This window comes from Novosphingobium sp. (assembly GCF_036733805.1).
Lineage (GTDB): Bacteria > Pseudomonadota > Alphaproteobacteria > Sphingomonadales > Sphingomonadaceae > Novosphingobium.
In genome coordinates this window covers 1-17,702 of sequence record NZ_DAIMZT010000003.1, presented here as the reverse complement: position 1 = coordinate 17,702, position 17,702 = coordinate 1, and the positions used below count along the sequence as shown (strand labels likewise).

18 protein-coding genes are annotated in these 17,702 nt (G+C 58.9%); 9 read left to right on the top strand and 9 right to left on the bottom strand.

All coding sequences use genetic code 11. From position 1 onward, the window contains the following. Positions 1 to 13: 13 nt before the first annotated feature. From metG to mazG, 5 genes are all read left to right on the top strand, one after another. Positions 14 to 1,573, top strand: a complete 1,560-nt coding sequence (gene metG, locus V7D69_RS01330; RefSeq protein ID WP_324063357.1) for a methionine--tRNA ligase — start codon at positions 14 to 16, stop codon at positions 1,571 to 1,573. Continuing rightward, entirely contained in the window at positions 1,573 to 2,349 is a 777-nt protein-coding gene (locus V7D69_RS01325; protein WP_324063359.1) for a TatD family hydrolase, read from the top strand. The genes metG and V7D69_RS01325 overlap by 1 nt, the downstream gene beginning before the upstream one ends. Then, positions 2,346 to 3,125: an MBL fold metallo-hydrolase gene (locus tag V7D69_RS01320; protein WP_324063360.1), complete on the top strand. Its 780-nt coding sequence runs from the start codon at positions 2,346 to 2,348 to the stop codon at positions 3,123 to 3,125. Before V7D69_RS01325 ends, V7D69_RS01320 begins: the two co-directional genes overlap by 4 nt. Continuing rightward, entirely contained in the window at positions 3,122 to 3,307 is a 186-nt protein-coding gene (locus V7D69_RS01315) for a hypothetical protein (RefSeq protein ID WP_324063362.1), read from the top strand. The genes V7D69_RS01320 and V7D69_RS01315 overlap by 4 nt, the downstream gene beginning before the upstream one ends. 83 nt (positions 3,308 to 3,390) lie before the next feature. Then, positions 3,391 to 4,179 carry a nucleoside triphosphate pyrophosphohydrolase gene (gene mazG / locus V7D69_RS01310; RefSeq protein ID WP_333604885.1) on the top strand — a complete coding sequence of 263 codons (789 nt, stop codon included), beginning with the start codon at positions 3,391 to 3,393 and terminating at the stop codon, positions 4,177 to 4,179. On the opposite strand, the gene hflX is transcribed toward mazG, so the two are convergent. The 7 genes from hflX to dusB form a co-directional block, all read right to left on the bottom strand. Then, the gene (gene hflX, locus V7D69_RS01305) at positions 4,156 to 5,484 is read right to left on the bottom strand and encodes a GTPase HflX (protein ID WP_333604884.1); all 1,329 of its coding nucleotides are present in this window, start codon (positions 5,482 to 5,484) and stop codon (positions 4,156 to 4,158) included. The two genes, mazG and hflX, sit on opposite strands and share 24 nt — an antisense overlap. A 17-nt stretch (positions 5,485 to 5,501) precedes the next feature. Beyond that, on the bottom strand, positions 5,502 to 6,071 hold the full coding sequence (gene hfq, locus V7D69_RS01300; RefSeq protein ID WP_324063368.1) for an RNA chaperone Hfq: 570 nt from the start codon (positions 6,069 to 6,071) through the stop codon (positions 5,502 to 5,504). Between the two features lie 140 nt (positions 6,072 to 6,211). Then, positions 6,212 to 7,606, bottom strand: coding sequence for a nitrogen assimilation response regulator NtrX (ntrX, locus tag V7D69_RS01295; RefSeq protein ID WP_333604883.1), 1,395 nt, complete (start codon positions 7,604 to 7,606; stop codon positions 6,212 to 6,214). Positions 7,607 to 7,657: 51 nt separating this feature from the next. Next, entirely contained in the window at positions 7,658 to 9,829 is a 2,172-nt protein-coding gene (locus V7D69_RS01290) for a sensor histidine kinase (RefSeq protein WP_324063372.1), read from the bottom strand. Positions 9,830 to 9,940: 111 nt separating this feature from the next. Next, entirely contained in the window at positions 9,941 to 11,359 is a 1,419-nt protein-coding gene (locus V7D69_RS01285) for a sigma-54-dependent transcriptional regulator (protein ID WP_333604882.1), read from the bottom strand. After that, positions 11,356 to 12,489, bottom strand: coding sequence for a two-component system sensor histidine kinase NtrB (locus V7D69_RS01280; protein ID WP_324063375.1), 1,134 nt, complete (start codon positions 12,487 to 12,489; stop codon positions 11,356 to 11,358). Before V7D69_RS01280 ends, V7D69_RS01285 begins: the two co-directional genes overlap by 4 nt. Further along, on the bottom strand, positions 12,486 to 13,514 hold the full coding sequence (dusB, locus tag V7D69_RS01275; RefSeq protein ID WP_333604881.1) for a tRNA dihydrouridine synthase DusB: 1,029 nt from the start codon (positions 13,512 to 13,514) through the stop codon (positions 12,486 to 12,488). Before dusB ends, V7D69_RS01280 begins: the two co-directional genes overlap by 4 nt. 79 nt (positions 13,515 to 13,593) lie before the next feature. Here dusB and V7D69_RS01270 point away from each other — a divergent pair, with 79 nt between their 5' ends. From V7D69_RS01270 to V7D69_RS01260, 3 genes are read left to right on the top strand one after another with little or no spacing between them, the layout of a single operon-like run. Further along, positions 13,594 to 14,778 (top strand): bifunctional 2-C-methyl-D-erythritol 4-phosphate cytidylyltransferase/2-C-methyl-D-erythritol 2,4-cyclodiphosphate synthase, encoded by a 1,185-nt coding sequence (locus V7D69_RS01270; RefSeq protein WP_333604935.1) that lies wholly within the window; start codon positions 13,594 to 13,596, stop codon positions 14,776 to 14,778. Between the two features lie 9 nt (positions 14,779 to 14,787). Further along, the gene (locus tag V7D69_RS01265; RefSeq protein WP_333604880.1) at positions 14,788 to 15,315 is read left to right on the top strand and encodes a hypothetical protein; all 528 of its coding nucleotides are present in this window, start codon (positions 14,788 to 14,790) and stop codon (positions 15,313 to 15,315) included. 17 nt (positions 15,316 to 15,332) lie between these two features. Then, positions 15,333 to 15,842, top strand: coding sequence for a CinA family protein (locus V7D69_RS01260; RefSeq protein WP_333604879.1), 510 nt, complete (start codon positions 15,333 to 15,335; stop codon positions 15,840 to 15,842). Between the two features lie 137 nt (positions 15,843 to 15,979). Here V7D69_RS01260 and V7D69_RS01255 read toward each other — a convergent pair whose 3' ends face one another. Together V7D69_RS01255 and lipA are read right to left on the bottom strand one after the other, a co-directional pair. Beyond that, on the bottom strand, positions 15,980 to 16,426 hold the full coding sequence (locus V7D69_RS01255) for a type II toxin-antitoxin system RatA family toxin (protein ID WP_333604878.1): 447 nt from the start codon (positions 16,424 to 16,426) through the stop codon (positions 15,980 to 15,982). 52 nt (positions 16,427 to 16,478) lie between these two features. After that, on the bottom strand, positions 16,479 to 17,417 hold the full coding sequence (gene lipA, locus V7D69_RS01250; protein ID WP_333604877.1) for a lipoyl synthase: 939 nt from the start codon (positions 17,415 to 17,417) through the stop codon (positions 16,479 to 16,481). Positions 17,418 to 17,510: 93 nt separating this feature from the next. On the opposite strand from lipA, the gene V7D69_RS01245 reads away from it, so the two are divergent. Continuing rightward, positions 17,511 to 17,702 (top strand): carbonic anhydrase (locus V7D69_RS01245; RefSeq protein ID WP_442947029.1); only part of this gene is annotated, 192 nt, incomplete at its 3' end.

Sequence of the window (17,702 nt, the reverse complement as noted above, 5' to 3'; positions counted from 1 at the left end):
AGTGCGACGCCGCATGGGCGAGCCCTATTACATAACCACCGCGATCAGCTATCCCAACGGCAAGCCTCATATCGGCCATGCTTATGAGGCGATCGCCGCTGATGTCATAGCCCGTCACCGCAAGGCGGAAGGGTTCGAAGTACGGTTGCAAACCGGTACGGACGAACATGGCCTTAAGATGGCCCAGAAGGCGCGTGAGCTGGGTATGGCACCGGCCGATCTCGCAAGAGAAATGTCTCTGTATTTCATAGAGATGTGCAATAAGTTGAATGTCGATTATGATGTTTTTATCCGCACCACGGAGCCACGCCATCACGCAGCCACTCAAGAGCTGTGGCGGCGCATGGAGGCTAACGGCGATCTCTATCTCGATCGTTACGAAGGCTGGTATTCCGTGCGCGATGAAGCCTATTACGACGAAAGCGAACTCATAGAAGGTGAGGGTGGGGAAAAGGTTTCCCCGCAGGGCACCCCCGTCGAATGGACGGTAGAGGAATCATGGTTTTTCCGCTTGTCAAAATATCAGGGCAAGCTGCTGGAACTATACAACCTTTCTGATTTCATCCGACCAGAAAGCCGCCGCAACGAGGTGATGCGCTTCGTCGAAGGCGGCCTTCGCGATCTGTCGGTATCGCGCACCAGCTTCGATTGGGGCATCAAAGTACCCGGCAGTGAAAATCACGTGATGTATGTCTGGGTCGATGCGCTTACCAACTATATTACGGGTTTGGGCTTTCCAGACGAACAAGGCGATTATGCCAGATATTGGCCGGCCGATTTGCACTTGATCGGCAAGGATATCGTTCGGTTTCATACGGTCTACTGGCCGGCTTTCCTGATAAGCGCCGGCCTGCCATTACCACGGCAGGTGTTCGGCCATGGATTCCTGCTCAATCGCGGGCAGAAGGAATCAAAGTCGCTGGGCAACGTTACAGATCCGATCGGGCTTGCCGAAACTTACGGTGTGGACGCCCTGCGCTATTTCCTGATGCGAGAGGTCGCTTTCGGAAACGACGGCTCCTATTCGCCGGAAGCGATCGTGACCCGCGCCAATGCGGAACTGGCTAACAGTTTCGGGAATCTCGCTCAAAGAACTTTATCAATGATTTTCAAAAATATGGATGGAGGAATTAAGGCTAACATTCCAGCGACAGAGGCAGATGTCGCGCTTTCGGACGCAGTCGCGCTCGGCATTGCCGGTTTGCGGCGCGCTTTCATGGATCTGGACTTCTCGAACGGCCTTGAAGCGTGGATGCGCGCGGTCTTCGCTTGCAATCAATATGTAGATGAGCAAGCGCCATGGGCGCTGCGCAAGACTGATCCGGAGCGCATGGAAGCGGTCTTGATGACTCTATTACGCTGCGTACGCAGCCTCGCGCTGGCCGTGCGTCCGGTTGTGCCGGATGCCATCGACAGATTGCTTGACCAGATGGGTGTCGCGTCGGACGCGCGGGATTATGACGCACTTGGTGCAAGTGACTGGCTGGATACCCTTTCCGCGAGCGGTTTCAGGATCACTCAGCCGATAGGAGTCTTTCCACGGCTAGAGTTGCCTGCGGGCGAGCTTGCCTGATGTTGATCGATTCCCATTGTCACCTTGAGTATGAAGGTCTGGCGGAAGACCGGCAGGCCGTGCTCGAGCGGGCACGCGCCGCGGGGATAGGTGGGTTTCTCAACATCTCCACGCGGCGGCGCGAATGGGACAGCGTCATCCGCACGGCTGCGCAGGAAAACGATGTATGGGCTTCTATCGGAATACATCCACACGAGGCGGATCAGCATGCCGATCTGGGTGAGGGGGCTCTGCTTGAGGCAGCCCAGCATCCAAAAGTGATCGGCATTGGTGAGACCGGACTGGATTACTACTACGACAAATCTGACCGCCGCGTGCAGCAAGCGCTGTTTCGTACGCACATTGCGGTGGCGTGCAAGACGGGACTGCCCTTGATTGTCCATACGCGCGATGCGGAAGAGGATACCGCGCGCATCCTTCAGGAAGAGATGGAGAAGGGTTCATTTCCCGGTTTAATCCATTGTTTCACGGCCAGCGCCGAATTTGGCCGAAAAGTGCTTGATCTGGGCCTTACGATTTCCCTATCGGGGATCATCACATTCAAGAATGCCAATGACTTACAAGCTTTTGCTCTAGATATTCCTGAGGATAGACTGCTCGTCGAAACTGACGCGCCCTTTCTCGCCCCGGTGCCGCACCGCGGGAAGACCTGCGAGCCGGCTTATACGGCGGACACCGCCCGCTTCGTTGCCGGGCTGCGAGGGGTGTCGGTTGAACATCTGGCAGCGGCTACGACGCGCAATTTCTTTGCACTTTTCCGAAAGGCCGCCACGTGAAGCTGACCATACTCGGCAGCGGCACATCCACCGGCGTGCCGCGGCTTGCGGGGGAGCATGGCGCCGACTGGGGATTGTGTGATCCGGCTGAGCCGAAAAACCGGCGCACCCGCGTTTCGATCCTGCTTGAAAGCCAGACCGGCAGCCGTATTCTGGTGGATACGCCCACCGATCTGCGCGCCCAGCTTCTCGCCCGGGAAATCCACCGTATCGACGCGGTGTTCTGGACGCACGATCATGCGGATCATTGTCATGGCATCGATGACTTGCGCCCCCTGCGCTATGGTCGCGCCGGGCCGATCCCCGGCTATGGCGCCAGCGAAACCGTTCGCCGTTTGCGGCAGCGTTTCGGGTACGTGTTTGCTGGTCAGGACGGCTACCCTACGCTTGTCATGCTTGACAATCTGGACACACTGCGGATCTGTGAGGGCTTCAAGATCGAGCATGCCCAGATGCCTCATGGACCGTCCCAGTCCACTGGATATCGCTTCGAATGCGATGGCAAGTCTATATGCTATGCTACTGATTTTAGCGAGATCACGCGAGACATGGTCGATCTTTGCCGGGGATGCGACGTGCTTGTCGTCGATTGTCTGCGCCGCGAGCCGCATCCTACTCATGCACACCTTGCTATGTCGCTTGAGCTTGCGGAGGCCGCGAGCGCGCGAACAACGGTGCTGACGCACCTCGATAAAAGCATGGATTATGGCACTCTTAGCAGCGAAGTGCCGAGCCACGTGCTAGTGGGTTTCGATGGAATGGTGTTGGAACCATGAACGATACGGCCACGATTGTCGCGATTGTTACCGTGATCGGATGCCTGGTTCTGGCAACCCGCAGTTCAGCGCTCCGTAATGCCGGCGCGCGTCACGTCGTCCGGCTCGCATTGATCTGGGTGGCGATTATTTTTGCTTTGATGGCACTGGTCCGTCTCGTCGGAGTCAGAATTGCGTCGTGAGCACAGCTTTTTCACACGCGAGGGCGGCCTTCTCCCACCGCAATCGATCTTTAATTTAACATAATATATATTATCGATCTCACATGACCGAACATCATCAGCAAATCGATCGCCTCCTCTCGATCATGGCGCGCCTGCGCGATCCACATAGTGGATGCGAATGGGATCGCGCCCAGAACTTCGCAACCATCGCACCTTATACGATCGAGGAGGCATATGAGGTCGCAGACGCCATCGCTCGCGACGATCTTTCGTCCTTGCGTGATGAACTTGGCGATCTTCTGCTCCAGGTCGTGTTCCATGCGCGTATGGCTGAGGAACTAGGCCATTTTTCATTCACCGATGTGGCCATCGCGATCTCGGACAAACTTGAAGCTCGCCATCCGCATATCTTCGGCAGCAATGACGTCTCCCACGACGCACAGACCGAACGCTGGGAGACGCTGAAAGCCCGTGAACGCGCTGCGAAAGGGGCAAAAAGCGCGGTGGAGGGTGTCGCATTGTCGCTGCCGGCTCTGATGCGGGCCGAAAAGCTGCAGAAGCGCGCGGCGCGGGTCGGTTTTGATTGGCCTGACCCGTCGGGTGCTGCCGGCAAGTTGCTTGAGGAGATGAGCGAACTTGCCGACGCGGATGAAGCACACAAACTGGAAGAGGCTGGCGATCTCCTATTTGCGGCCGTGAATCTCGTGCGCCTGCATGGAATCGCGCCAGAGGATGCATTGCGCGCCGCCAATGCCAAATTCGAGTGCCGGTTCCGCGCCATGGAGTTGCTGGCATCGTTTGAGGGCAAGGATTTCGGCTCGCAGCCCTTGGAAACCCAGGAAAACTATTGGCAGGCCGTCAAAGCCTCAGAGCGTACCAAAACGACCTAGCTCACGCTTTGTGAGGCGCACTTGCATGCAGACTTGCGGTCCGTCGGGCCCCTCTCCCGCCGGTTCCTCGGAGACGACCTCACCGCGGGCATGAAGAAAAGCGATGCGCTGGCCGTCAGCCGTCGGCAACACGAAACTGTAAAGTTGCGCACCCGCGGTCAGTTGCTGACTTACGATCTGCAGCAGGTGATCGCAGCCCAAGCCAGTCAAGGCTGAAAGTGGGACGATCGTTTCGTTCGCGCGTTGAGCGATGGTTTCGCGCAGCTCCTCCGCATGAGTTGAAGCGAGCAGATCCCATTTGTTCCATACCTCGATGATTGGGATCGCCGGTTCAGCACCGTCATCGCCCTCTTCCGTCATTACTCCCAGGTCCGCGAGGACTTCCAGTACCTGGCGCTTCTGCGCCTCGGTATCGGCATTAGCGATGTCTCTGACGTGAAGAAGCACGTCGGCAGCGGTGACTTCCTCCAAAGTCGCGCGGAAGGCAGCGACAAGTTGCGTGGGTAAGTCCGAAATGAAACCAACGGTGTCCGAAAGGATCGCCTTCTCCACTCCCGGCAACCGGATCGCTCGCATCGTGGGATCAAGGGTGGCGAATAGCAAATCCTCGGCCATGACATCTGCGCCGGTCAATTTGTTGAAAAGCGTTGATTTTCCGGCATTCGTGTAGCCAACCAGCGCGATTACCGGCCAAGGCGCTTTCTCCCGCCGTTCCCGATGAAGACCGCGGGTGCGGCGCACTTGCTCAAGTTCGCGCCGGATTCTCGCCATGCGGTCGCGGATCATACGCCGGTCCGCTTCGATCTGTGTTTCGCCGGGACCGCCAAGGAAGCCGAAACCGCCGCGCTGACGTTCAAGGTGCGTCCAACTGCGCACTAGGCGCCGGGCCTGATAATCAAGATGAGCCAGCTCAACCTGGAGGCGGCCTTCTGCCGTTGCAGCTCGCTCGCCGAAAATCTCCAGGATCAATCCCGTGCGGTCGATCACCTTGCGCTTAAGCTTTTCCTCTAGATTGCGTTGCTGGATGGCCGAGAGGGAGCCGTCAACGATGACAAGTTCCGCCCCATTCAATTCGCAGGCCACGCTGATATTCTGGATTTGGCCCTCGCCAAAGAGCGTGCCTGCACGCGGTTCGCGGATGGGGATCGCGATAGCGTCGGCCACGATGAGGCCTATCGCCAGCGCAAGGCCGTGCGCCTCTTCCAGACGTGCGCCGGTATCGAGATCCCCCTTCCCGCGCATTTGCGGATAGACGATGAGGACACGCGCACCGCGCGTGTCCTCATCCTTAAGTTCGTCGTTCAAATCAGGTCCGCTTCGACTCAGTCGTCAGCTTCTTCATGCGCCTGCAGGTCGACCGGAGTCACGGGCTGAATCGTGGAAACGGCATGCTTATAGGCGAGTTGGACATATCCTTCACGTTCCAGCAGCATGCAGAACAGATCGTAGGCCGCCACGCGGCCTTGCAACATCACGCCGTTCACCAGGAACATAGTGACCTGCACACCCGCGCTGCGAATACTGGAAAGGAACACGTCCTGCAGCACCCGGGTTTTCTTTCCGCTGTCCGTGCCGTTGCCGAACTGGCGCACATCAACCGGTGTGGACGGCATGATGGTCGATATCGCGTGCTTGTAGACAAGCTGCGACTGCCCATCGCGGCGAAGCAAGATCGAGAAATTATCGAACCATGTGACGATGCCTTGGAGCTTTACGCCCTTGACCAGAAACATGGTGACCGGGGTCTTGTTCTTGCGCAGGAGATTGAGGAACTGGTCCTGAAGATTCTGCCCTTTCCCGGGTGCAGCAGCCGCGCTTACGGGCGGTGTTTCCGGTTCCGGTGCCGGTTCAGGCGTGGGTTTGGGCCGCGCGGAAAGCGTTCGACCAGCCATGTCATTCTCCTTCTTTTTGGCAGCCACCGGCCGCGATCTGGCCATCGCGGATGGCGATGACCGTGTTCGAATCAAAATCTATCCATTTGCTGCACTGCAGTAAACCCGAGAATTTTGGCGATATCTTTACACTGCCCCAGTCAAATCAGGTCCTCTCCGTCCTCATCCTCCCGCCGCTCCGACATGCCTAGCAGCTTGAGCTTGCGATGCAGTGCGGAGCGTTCCATGCCGATGAAGGTAGCGGTCTTGGATATATTGCCCGAAAATCGCCGGATCTGGACGCGCAGATATTCCCGCTCGAAGTTTTCTCGCGCCTCGCGAAGGGGCGTGCTAATCATCACTGAGACGCCCGGATCACCTCCCCCTCGGCTGTTGAATATCTCGGGCGGCAACATGTCCGCCTCGATCCGGCCGAGTTTCTCCCGCGGGGCCATTATGACAGTGCGTTCGACGACATTACGAAGCTGGCGTACGTTGCCCGGCCACTCATACGCCTGAAGCGCGGTCATCGCCTCGCCACTGACCTGGGGCGGCGGAACCCCCTGTTCATTCGCATAGCGGGCGAAGAAATGATCGACGAGGGCGGGAATATCGTCACGTCTTTCGCGCAAGGCGGGGATGGAAATCGGCACAACATTAAGGCGGTAGAAAAGATCTTCGCGGAAGCGACGTTCCGCAATTTCCTTTTCGAGATCGCGCGAGGTCGAGGACAGGACACGAACGTCGACTCGAATCTGGCGCGTCCCACCCACTCTCACAAATGCCTGGTCAGTCAGCACGCGCAGGATGCGGGCCTGTGTGGAAGGGGGCATATCGGCAACTTCATCCAGATAAAGCGTGCCGCCATCAGCCATTTCCAGCAATCCGGGGCGGACCAGAGCGCCGTCCGCCTCCTCACCGAACAGTTCCTGTTCAAACCGCTCTGGCGTGATACGTGCCGAATTGACGCTGACGAAAGCATTGCCGGCCCGAGGACTCCAGGCATGGAGCAACCGCGCCGCGACTTCCTTGCCTGATCCAGCGGGGCCAGTGATGAGAAGGCGACTGCCAGTGTTGGCCACCCGCTTGAGTGTGGCGCGCACCTGGTTGATCGCCGCGCTAGAGCCCGTAAATTCCTCGCCGATGGAGAAATCCTGCCGTAGTTGTGCATTCTCCCGCCGCAGACGCTCTGTTTCGGTGGCTCGTTCGACAAGATGCAACAGCTTTTCAGCTTCGAACGGTTTTTCGATGAAATCGACGGCACCGCGACTGATCGCAGCAACCGCCGTGTCGATATTTCCGTGACCGGAAAATATGATGACCGGCAGTCCCGGTTCACGCGCCTTGATCGCGTCCAGCACTTCCAGGCCGTCCATCGGGCTTCCGTGCAACCATACGTCAAGCAGCACCAGCGAGGGACGACACGCATCCACCGCCGCCAGCGCTGCCTCGCTATCTCCGGCGGTGCGGCATTCGTAGCCTTCGTCGCTCAGGACGCCGGCAACCAATTCGCGAATGTCGCGTTCGTCATCGACGATCAGGATTTCGAGAGCCATAGCATTATCTTCTTGGACTGGGATTATGGAAAGGAAAACAGGGGGCGTGGATCATTCCGCGGCCTCCGACTTGCGGCCTTGAGCCAGCGGATCTCTGGCGAAGCGCATTGTTACTGTGGTTCCACCGCCTGGCGCCGCGATGAACGTCATTTCTCCACCGTGCTCTTCAATGATCTTGTTCACGATCGCCAGGCCAAGGCCAGTGCCCTTTTCACGCGTCGTGACATACGGTTCGATGATGCGCTCCCGGTCCTGCGAAAGACCGATGCCATTGTCTGTGACCCGCACTAATAACGAGTCCTCTTCACCGCAAACCTCGACTGCTATCACACCGTGGTAATCGTTGTCGGCTTCCTTGTTTCTCGCCTCGATTGCTTCGACGGCATTCTTGAGCACATTGGTCATCGCCTGGCCGAACTGGTGGCGATCACAATCAATGCTGGCGATGCGTTGATCGGCCGCGAAAGTGAAGGTGATGTCCGGCCTGGCGACTTCCTGCAGAAAGAGCGCCTGACGGGTAAGCGCAACCGGATCCTCGCCGCGAAACACGGGTTTGGGAAGCCGCGCGAAGGAGGAAAACTCGTCCACCATCTTTCGCAGATCGCCGACCTGTCGGATGATAGTGCGTGTCAGATCCTCGAACAGTTCCGGATTGTCCGTAATCTGTTTGCGATAGCGGCGGCTGAGGCGCTCCGTCGCGAGTTGAATGGGCGTTAGAGGATTCTTGATTTCGTGAGCGATTCGTCGTGCGACGTCGGACCAGGCTGCAGTCCTCTGGTCCAGAAGCTGACGCGTGATATCCTCAAAGGTGATGACGTGCCCCGTGGCGTCCCTACTCGTCTTGACTGCGAGCGTGAGCAATTCGCCGCCCCGGCTGTATTGGACGATGCCCGTTGACGTCCCGTGCTCCACCAGCGACGCGATCGAAGGGGCGAGTTCGCCAATGGTGAGATTGTCCGGCAGATCGCCGTCGCGATCCGTCAACAACTTCTGCGCAGTGCTGTTCATCAGCAGAATACGGCCGTTCTCGTCGAGGGAGATAATCCCTGAGGTCACGGACTCGAGCACCGCCTCTATGAACAAACGGCGCTCATGAAGCTGGCGGTTGGCGCCTAGAAGCGCCTGCGTTTGCTTGTCGATCTGTGCGGTCATCCGGTTAAAGGCCCGATTAAGCAACCCAATCTCGTCTGCGCCGGTGCGTCCCTCGATCCGCAACGAATAGTTGCCTGCCCCCACTCGGCGGGCCGCATCCACAAGTTCATAAAGCGGCTTCACCTGACGATCGGCGAAACGCAGAGCAAACCACACCGAGAAGCCTACCAAAACCAGTGAAGCCACGAACAACGCGACATTGAACCGTAATTGCAAAACCCGCGCCCGGCTGGTGAGCACTTCATAGGCTTGAACGATGTTCTCCGCGCTCTGCCCTTGGCTAAGCGAGAGAAGGTCGTTACTCCGCGCGACGAGCAGATAGATCCCTGAAGAGCGTTCGATCGGAGCGGCTGCGACAATGCGGTTGTCGCCCGATGTCACGTCGTAAGGCGCGCCCTTGTCGAGGCGGTTGAGCGAAGCCTGATTGATTCGGTTATTTTCCGATTTGCCGTCGGGATCGACAATGATGGGCGTGCGTTGATTGCCATCGGCGTCAATCTGGATGATCGCCGCCACACTGAGATTTCGGCGCAGCACCTGATCTGCCAGGAAAGCCTGAAATTCACGACTGGCGACCGGATATTGCCCAAGCCAGGTCCGCGAATCCTCCGCCATTGCGACCGATTCGTAACCTACGTCCCGCAGTGTCTGTTCGTAATACCCTCGCGCCAGTTTATTGGCATTCTCAAGCAAACCGCGCGAACTGTCGGAAAACCAGAACTCGACGCCAGACTGAAACAACCAGGAGGCAAAGATCACCACCAACAGAGTAGGAACAGCGGAAATCAGCGAAAAGATAAACACCAGGCGCACATGCATCCGCCCGGTCCCGCCAATGTTTTCCGCCGCCCGCCGCAACGCCAGCCGGCGCCCCAGCAAAACCAGAAGGGCCATCGCCGGAACCAGCGTTCCTACCAACAAGGTGGCGGTGAGGTTCGAAGGCAACAGTTGGTGCGTATCGCCGCCACTGTGAAGCGCGATCCATGTGACCGCCGTCATCACCAGGAAGGCGAGGACAGAAAGCACTTCGATGACGGCAAATAGGTTCGCCCGCCGGGCCGCAAGCTGCATGCGACGCCACCACCGCGGCCAAACGCTTTTGCGGGTTTGAGCTTCCATCATCGTTGCCACATTACAACAGCGCTGTTGCCATATCGCAAGGATAATTCCACCAAGTTGCAATTAGGTCCGACGGACGAATTCCTCGGGATCGAGCGCGAGTTCGCTTAGCCGTTTGCGCAAAGTATTGCGATTTATACCTAAAGCCTGTGCGGCACGCAGCTGGTTTCCACCCGTCTCCCGCAATACTTCGGCGAACAGTGGGCGCTCGAAAGCAGCCAGGGCGCTCTCGTAAATGGTGCCGCGTGGCGGTCGTTCGATGGCGAGCCAGCGCGATACCGCGCTGGAAATATCTCCGCCCTCCCCGTTGCCGGTCGGCGGCATACCTGTGGATTCTCGCGCCAGCAACGGTTCGAGGCTTTCCACGTCGATGATATCTTCGCGCGCGAGAAGCGCCATGCGATAAACGAAGTTCTTGAGTTCCCGAACATTGCCCCGCCACGGCTGGCGGCTGAGCAATTCGGCGGCTCCGACAGTGAGTTGGTGTGGTGGCAGCCCTTCGTTGACGGCATGCATGAGGAAATGGCGGGCAAGCACTTCGATATCATCCCGGCGTTCCCGCAAAGGCGGCATATGGATCGGAACGACATTCAACCGATAGTAAAGATCCTCGCGAAACCGGCCGGCAGCGATTTCGGGTTCAAGGTCCTTGTTAGTCGCCGCGATAATGCGTGCATCGAGGCGGATCTCCTCGCGCCCTCCTACACGGCGGACGGTGCCTGACTGCAAGGCCCGGAGCAACCGGGTCTGTGCCTGCATGGGCATATCGCCGATTTCATCGAGGAACAGGGTCCCGCCCGCCGCTTGCTCGAATTTCCCCACATGCCGAGCGATGGCTCCCGTAAAAGCACCCTTCTCATGGCCGAACAATTCGCTTTCGATAAGTTCCGCCGGAATCGCGGCCGTGTTTACGGCAATGAATGGTCCGGTCCGCCGATGACCGAGTTGGTGGACCGCCTCCGCGACCAGTTCCTTGCCGGTGCCCGATTCGCCCAGGATCAAGACGGTCAGATCGTTACGCAAGACGCGGGTAATCATGCGGAACACCGACTGCATGGCCTGACTGCGCCCCACCAGCGGCAACCCGTCGCCTAGCGGTTCATCCCCGCTTGAAACATTTCTATGCGCCGTCCCGACGGCCTGGCGCAGCGTGCGGGCCAGCTCGTCGATGTCGAAAGGCTTCGGAAAATACTCGAACGCGCCGGTGTCAGTTGCTCTGACCGCAGTATCGAGCGTGTTTTGAGCGGAAAGGATAACGATCGGCATCTTCGGGTGAAGCGCCCGCACGCGATCGATCGTTTCAATGCCGTCGCCATCCGGCAGCATGACATCGGTTACCAACGCTTCAAATCCACGGTCCGTCAGCAAACGATCGCGCTCCGCGATGGTCTGGCAATGCACGACCGAGAAGCCCTCGTCCTCCAGCGCGGCGGTGATGACGATAGCAATGGAGACATCGTCTTCGAGAAGCAGAACGCTCACGATGTCACCTTTTTCCTGCCCGATCTTGCCCGAGGCTCACGGGCAAGCGGCAAATGGACACGAAAGTGAGTAAGGCGGCCCTCCTCATCACGCTCGTGCGTGATGCGCCCATTCATATCGCGCACCAATTTGCGCACCAACGGCAGTCCTAGCCCCTGCCCCGACTTCTTGGTGGTGACGAAAGGCTCGAATATGTGATCGCGCATGGTGGGATCGACACCGGGTCCATTATCGCTGACGCGCAATTCGACCGGCAAGCGCAAAGGCGCCCCTGAATCCGTGGTATGCAACTGCAGGCCGCTGGCAAAGCGCGTGCGGATCGTGACCCGCGGATCATCGGCCTCCTGACTGGCCTCGATAGCGTTGGACAAGAGGTTGATAAGGACCTGCACCAGAGCGTCAGGACTGCCGAGAACAGGCGGAAGTGAAGGATCGAACTCTTCCACCAAACGGTAGCGGGATGCCTTGTCGCGCTCCCTGCTCCCGGCTCCGATGATATCGATCGCGCGGCGGGCGGCCTCGTGCAGGTTGCAAGGCTCGACTGGAGGCGCCGTGCGGACGCTCAACTTCTGCATCCGTTCGATCAGCCCGGCGATGCGGTCGACTTCCGCCGTAATGAGATCAGTCAACGCCCTGTCGCGTTCCTCGACCTTGCGCGCCAGAAGCTGCGCCGCTCCGCGTATACCAGCAAGCGGGTTCTTGATCTCATGCGCCATGATTTCCGGCCCGCGCAAGATGGCATTGTCGACCCCGCCGGAATCGTCGCCGAGCGCGTCGGCAGCGCTGTTGTCATGGATCGTCATGACCTGCCAGGCCGCCGCGTCCGCAACCGGAGCAACATTGATGTCTATGCGTCGGGCGCCTTTCCCCTTCAGAGTGACGACGACCTCCCGCGCCGAAACCGGTGTTTCGAAGTCATTCAGCCGCTCCGCCAGGCGTTGATCGGCAAACGTCAACATATCATCAAGACGGCGCCCCACCAGGCGCCGTAGCGACTGGCCGAAAAACTGCTCCGCCGCTGGATTTAGCGACGCGATCTTGAAGCCCGGTTCAAGCAGGACCACAGCATGAGGGAGACTGGCTACCAGCCGGCCGGCTTCAGGAAGCAAGGTCCGTGCGGCGACGCTCATGCCGCCCGAAGTTGTCCGCCTGAGGAGCGATAGGGCGCATAGAACTCGGAAAGCGAACGCAGCACCTCGTCCGGGTCGTCGATGAAGTTCACGCGATTACGAAATTCGGCCGAGCCCTTGATGCCCTTCACATACCAGCCAAGGTGCTTGCGGGCCATCTTCACTCCCGTATCGCGGCCATAATGCGCCAGCATTGCCTCGTAATGCTGGCGGATGATCTCGTACTGCTCGCCAATATCCGGTTCCGACAGCAAGCCGCCACCCCGCCACCACTGCATGATCTGTGCGAGAATCCAGGGCTTGCCGTATGCGCCTCGACCGATCATCACACCGTCTGCCCCCGACTGTTCAAGCGCCCGCGCGGCGTCATCCACACTGCAGATGTCACCGTTGACGATCACCGGGATCGACACCGCACCTTTGACCCTGCGGACGAAAGCCCAATCCGCCTCCCCCTTGTACATCTGGTTGCGAGTGCGGCCGTGGACGGTAATCATCCTTGCGCCCAAATCCGCGGCAATGCGCGCCAGTTCGGGGGCGTTCAGGCTGTCATGGCACCAGCCCATGCGCATCTTCACGGTTACCGGCACTTTCACAGCTCTGACGGTGGCCTCGATCAATCGCGTCGCCAGGGGCAAGTCACGCATGAGCGCCGAACCTGCCTCACCATTGACGACCTTGCGGACAGGGCAACCCATGTTGATGTCGATGATGGCGGCGCCACGATCCTCCACCAGTTTCGCCGCCTCCGCCATCTGTTCAGGCTCGCAGCCAACCAACTGCATGGATACCGGATCCTCGATCGGATCCCACATGGCCTTCTGGATCGAAACGCGCGTCTCCCGGATCGCGGCTGGGCTCGCGATCATTTCAGTGACATTCAGCCCCGAACCGAAACTGCGCACCATGCGGCGGAAGGGTAAATCCGATACGCCCGTCATCGGTGCGAGGACGACCGGACAGTCGATCCTTACAGGACCGATCTGAATGGGCTTGAGCACCGGCGGAACGGGCAATCGAGTCATGATTTCACATTGCTGCCTAAAAAACAGGCAGCGCATAGTGGATTGCCCTCTCTCCGGCAAGCGATTACCGGCGGTAGCGATGTCGCGGATCGTATCAGTACCGGGCCCGGCCAATCCGGAAGTTCTCCTTGCGGCCGCCGTGGTGGTGGCCGCCGGACAGGGCCTCAGAGCGGGACAGCCCCTACCCAAGCAGTTCGCGAACTGGCGAGGTAAACCGGTGGTCAGGCATTCGGTCGAGGCTTTGGCCGCCGCAGGAATTTCGCCCATCCTCGTCATTATTCCCGAAGGATCAGAAGCCATTGCTCGGAATGCTCTGCGGGATATTCCCGGCGTAGAGTTCGCCCAAGGCGGCGCCACAAGGCAGGAATCCGTGCGACGGGGATTGGAGGTCCTGAGCGTTCAAGCGCCTGATCTGGTTCTGATCCATGATGCCGCCCGCCCTGCTCTGCCTCTTTCCGTCATCGAACGCCTGCTCACTGCCCTGTCCCGCTGTCGCGGCGCGATTCCCGTAATGTCCGTAGTGGACAGCCTGGCCCATGCCGAATTGTGCGACGGACACGAAGTTATGGGTGCCCCCGCTCAGCGGGAGCGGCTGCGCCGCGTACAAACCCCGCAAGCCTTCCATTTCGCGGACATTCTCGCCGCTCACCGCGGATGGCCGGGGGAGACAGTCGCCGGTGATGACGCACAGGTGGCACAAGCCGGGGGCATCGAAATCGCCTTGGTGGAAGGAGATGAAGCGTTGCGCAAATTGACATACGCCTCTGATTTTGTCCCATCGGCACCCGCTGTTCGCGTGGGGACAGGCTACGATGTCCACCGGTTAACTCGGGATGCCGAGCTTTGGCTTTGCGGGGTCAGAATTGAACATACCCACGGTCTTGCGGGGCACAGCGATGCCGATGTGGCGATCCATGCCTTAGTCGACGCTATGCTCGGCGCGATTGGAATGGGTGATATCGGGCAGCATTTCCCGCCCGGCGATCCGCAGTGGAAGGGCGCGGCCTCCCATCAATTCCTGTCTCGTGCCTCATCTTTGGTGCAAGAGGCCGGCTATACGCTTGGCAATGCCGATCTCACCATCATATGCGAGTCTCCGAAGATCGGTCCACATCGTCAACGAATGCGGGAAAAACTGGCAAAAATCCTCGATGTAGACATCGCCCGGATCAGCGTGAAGGCAACAACTACGGAGAAGCTTGGTTTTACCGGCCGTGGCGAAGGCATTGCCGCTCATGCTGCAGTCAGTCTCGTCAGGACATAGGAATTGCCCATGAAAGGATTTGTCACCGCGGGAACCCTTGCCTTAGCCTTTGTTCCAGGGCTGGCATCGGCAGCCGAACCGGTATGCCTCACGCAGGCGGAGGCCACGTCGCTCGTCGCCTATGCCCTCCCCCAGGCGATAAACGGCACTGCCAAACGCTGTTCCGCCGTTCTCCCCGCCGGCGCTTTCCTACGTCAGCACGGCAGTGAGCTTGCCACGCGATATGCAGGGCAAAAGGACAAATATTGGCCGCAGGCCAAGCCGGCATTCATAAAGACGCTAGGTGCGGATGGCGGCGACGCTGCCAATCTCACGCGCAGTCTGCCGGATGACAGTTTGCGTCAACTCGCCGACGTCTTCGTCGAAGGACTGGTTTCGCAGCGGATCGCTCTGAAGTCATGCGACAAGCTTGATCTTGCGATCGACCTGCTCTCCCCGCTTCCCCCAGAAAATACCGCGGGCCTGATTGCGCTCACCATGGAAGTGGCAAGCACCGCCGAGCCACAGGTCGGCAAGATCGCGCTCTGCAAGGGATAAAGCCCCAAGGATTTCATATGCCTAACACCGTTTATTTTCCGGAAGACCTCGTTGCGCTTGCCGAACGAGTGATAGACGAGAACAAGGCGATCGGGCGCAAAGTAGCGTTGGCGGAAAGCTGCACAGGCGGCCTGGTTTGTGCCGCCTTGACTGAGATTCCCGGCTCCTCTGCGGTTTTGGATCGCGGATTCGTGACGTATTCGAATGAAGCCAAGCAGGAGTCGTTAGGGGTCCAATCGGACATCATTGACGCTTTCGGCGCCGTTTCTCCGGCAACGGCCTGGGCCATGGCCCAAGGCGCGATCAAGTATAGCAATGCCGATGTGGCCGTAGCCGTAAGCGGTATCGCCGGACCAGATGGCGGAACGGATATGAAGCCGGTCGGAACCGTTGTTTTCGCGCTCGCAATCCGTGGGGATGATGACGTCAACGCTGAGCAAAAGCTGATAGAAGGCGCCACCCGCGCCGAAATCCGACATCAGGCCGCGATCATCGCGCTAGAAATGCTGCTTCCTCGAACGGAATAAAAACGCATTATTCCAATGCGATGGTGAGTTTTAGTTACGTTTAGTAACGTAGGTTACGCAAAGTTACCGAAAAATCCAACGAAAAGTTACTATCGATCACCTGGCCGCTCTGTTTCGGTTTAGAAATGTAACTGACTTCAAGATTCCAAGGGCGCACCGTAAAGCTGGGCTGCGCGTTCTTCGAAAGCGACAACCATTTTCCGGAATGCCTTGTCGAAATATTGACCGGCCAGCTTTTCGAAAAGCACATTGCGAAACGAAAAGTGAACATCAAATTCGACCTCACACGATGTCTCGTTGAACGGGTGAAATGTCCACCGGTTGTCAAGGTCGCGCATGGGGCCATCGACATAGTGCACCCGGATTTCGGCCGGTCGCCGCTTCTCCACACGCGAAGTGAACTTCTCCCGCAATGCTTTGAAGCCAACCAACATGTCGGCCACCATTTCCCGCCCGTTGTCCGATTTCACGCGCGTCGCCACCACCCAGGGGAGAAACTCCGGGTAGCGAGCTACGTCTGCTACTAGATCGAACATCTGTTCGGCGCTGTAAGGCACGCGATGGATCTCGTGTATGCCGGGCATAGTCAGCGTCTTGGCACGCCCGTGCGCGCAAGTCCTTGGACACCGGTGGACATCAACGTTGTCCCCGAGCCAGTTGAGCTTCGCGGGCTGCTCGCATCTGCGCAAAATCGTCACCCGCGTGATAGCTCGATCGGGTCAGCGGAGAGGACGCGACCTGCAGAAAGCCTTTCGCCCGAGCGATCGCGCCGAAAGCGGAGAATGCCTGCGGTGTCACGAATTCCTTGACCTCTGCATGCCTGGCCGTTGGGCGCAGATATTGGCCCATGGTCAGGAAATCGATATCCGCGCAGCGCATATCGTCCATAACCTGGTGAACTTCCAGCCGCTCTTCGCCCAAGCCGAGCATGACGCCGGATTTGGTGAAGATAGTAGGATCGTGCCGCTTCACCTCCTCCAAGAGCCGCAGCGAGGCGTAATAGCGCGCGCCAGGGCGAATGGTTGGATAAAGCCGCGGGACCGTCTCAAGGTTGTGATTATAGACGTCCGGCCGAGCGGCAACGATCGCCTCGATCGCCTGACGCATCTTGCCCCGGAAATCGGGGGTCAGGATTTCGATAGTGGTGGAAGGGGTGTTCCGCCGAAGCTCCTCGATGACCTTCACGAACTGATGCGCGCCTCCGTCGGGAAGGTCATCGCGATCGACGGAGGTTATTACGATATGTTCCAGCCCCAGCTTGGCCGCTGCCTCAGCCACATGCGCCGGCTCATCCGGATCCACCCTGGCAGGCATGCCGGTTTTCACGTTGCAAAAGGCGCAGGCGCGCGTGCACGTGTCGCCCAGAATCATCACCGTCGCGTGCTTTTTCGTCCAGCATTCCCCGATATTGGGGCAAGCCGCTTCCTCGCACACGGTATTGAGCTTCAGGTCACGCATGAGCTGACGCGTCTCGCCATAGCCTTTGGTGGTCGGCGCCTTGACACGAATCCAGTCAGGCTTTCGCTGATGTTCTGGTTTGGGGTCTGCGTTGGGGACGGAGGCAAGATCGTTCATGCCGGCCCAGATAGTCTCTCGGCCCGCCCCTTGCCAGCACGAATATCCGGGTTAAGGACTGCCCCAGCATCGACCCAACAACACGGAGCCCTCATGACCTCACCCGTGTCCAACCCCGACAGCGGCGCGTTTAATCATCTGCTCGAAGGCTACCACCGTTTCCGCAACACTGGCTGGAATCCGCACCGTGAGCGATGGGCGCGGCTGCGCGAAGGTCAGCAGCCCGAGGTCATGATTATCGCCTGCTCCGACAGCCGCGTGGATCCGACGCAGATCTTCGATACC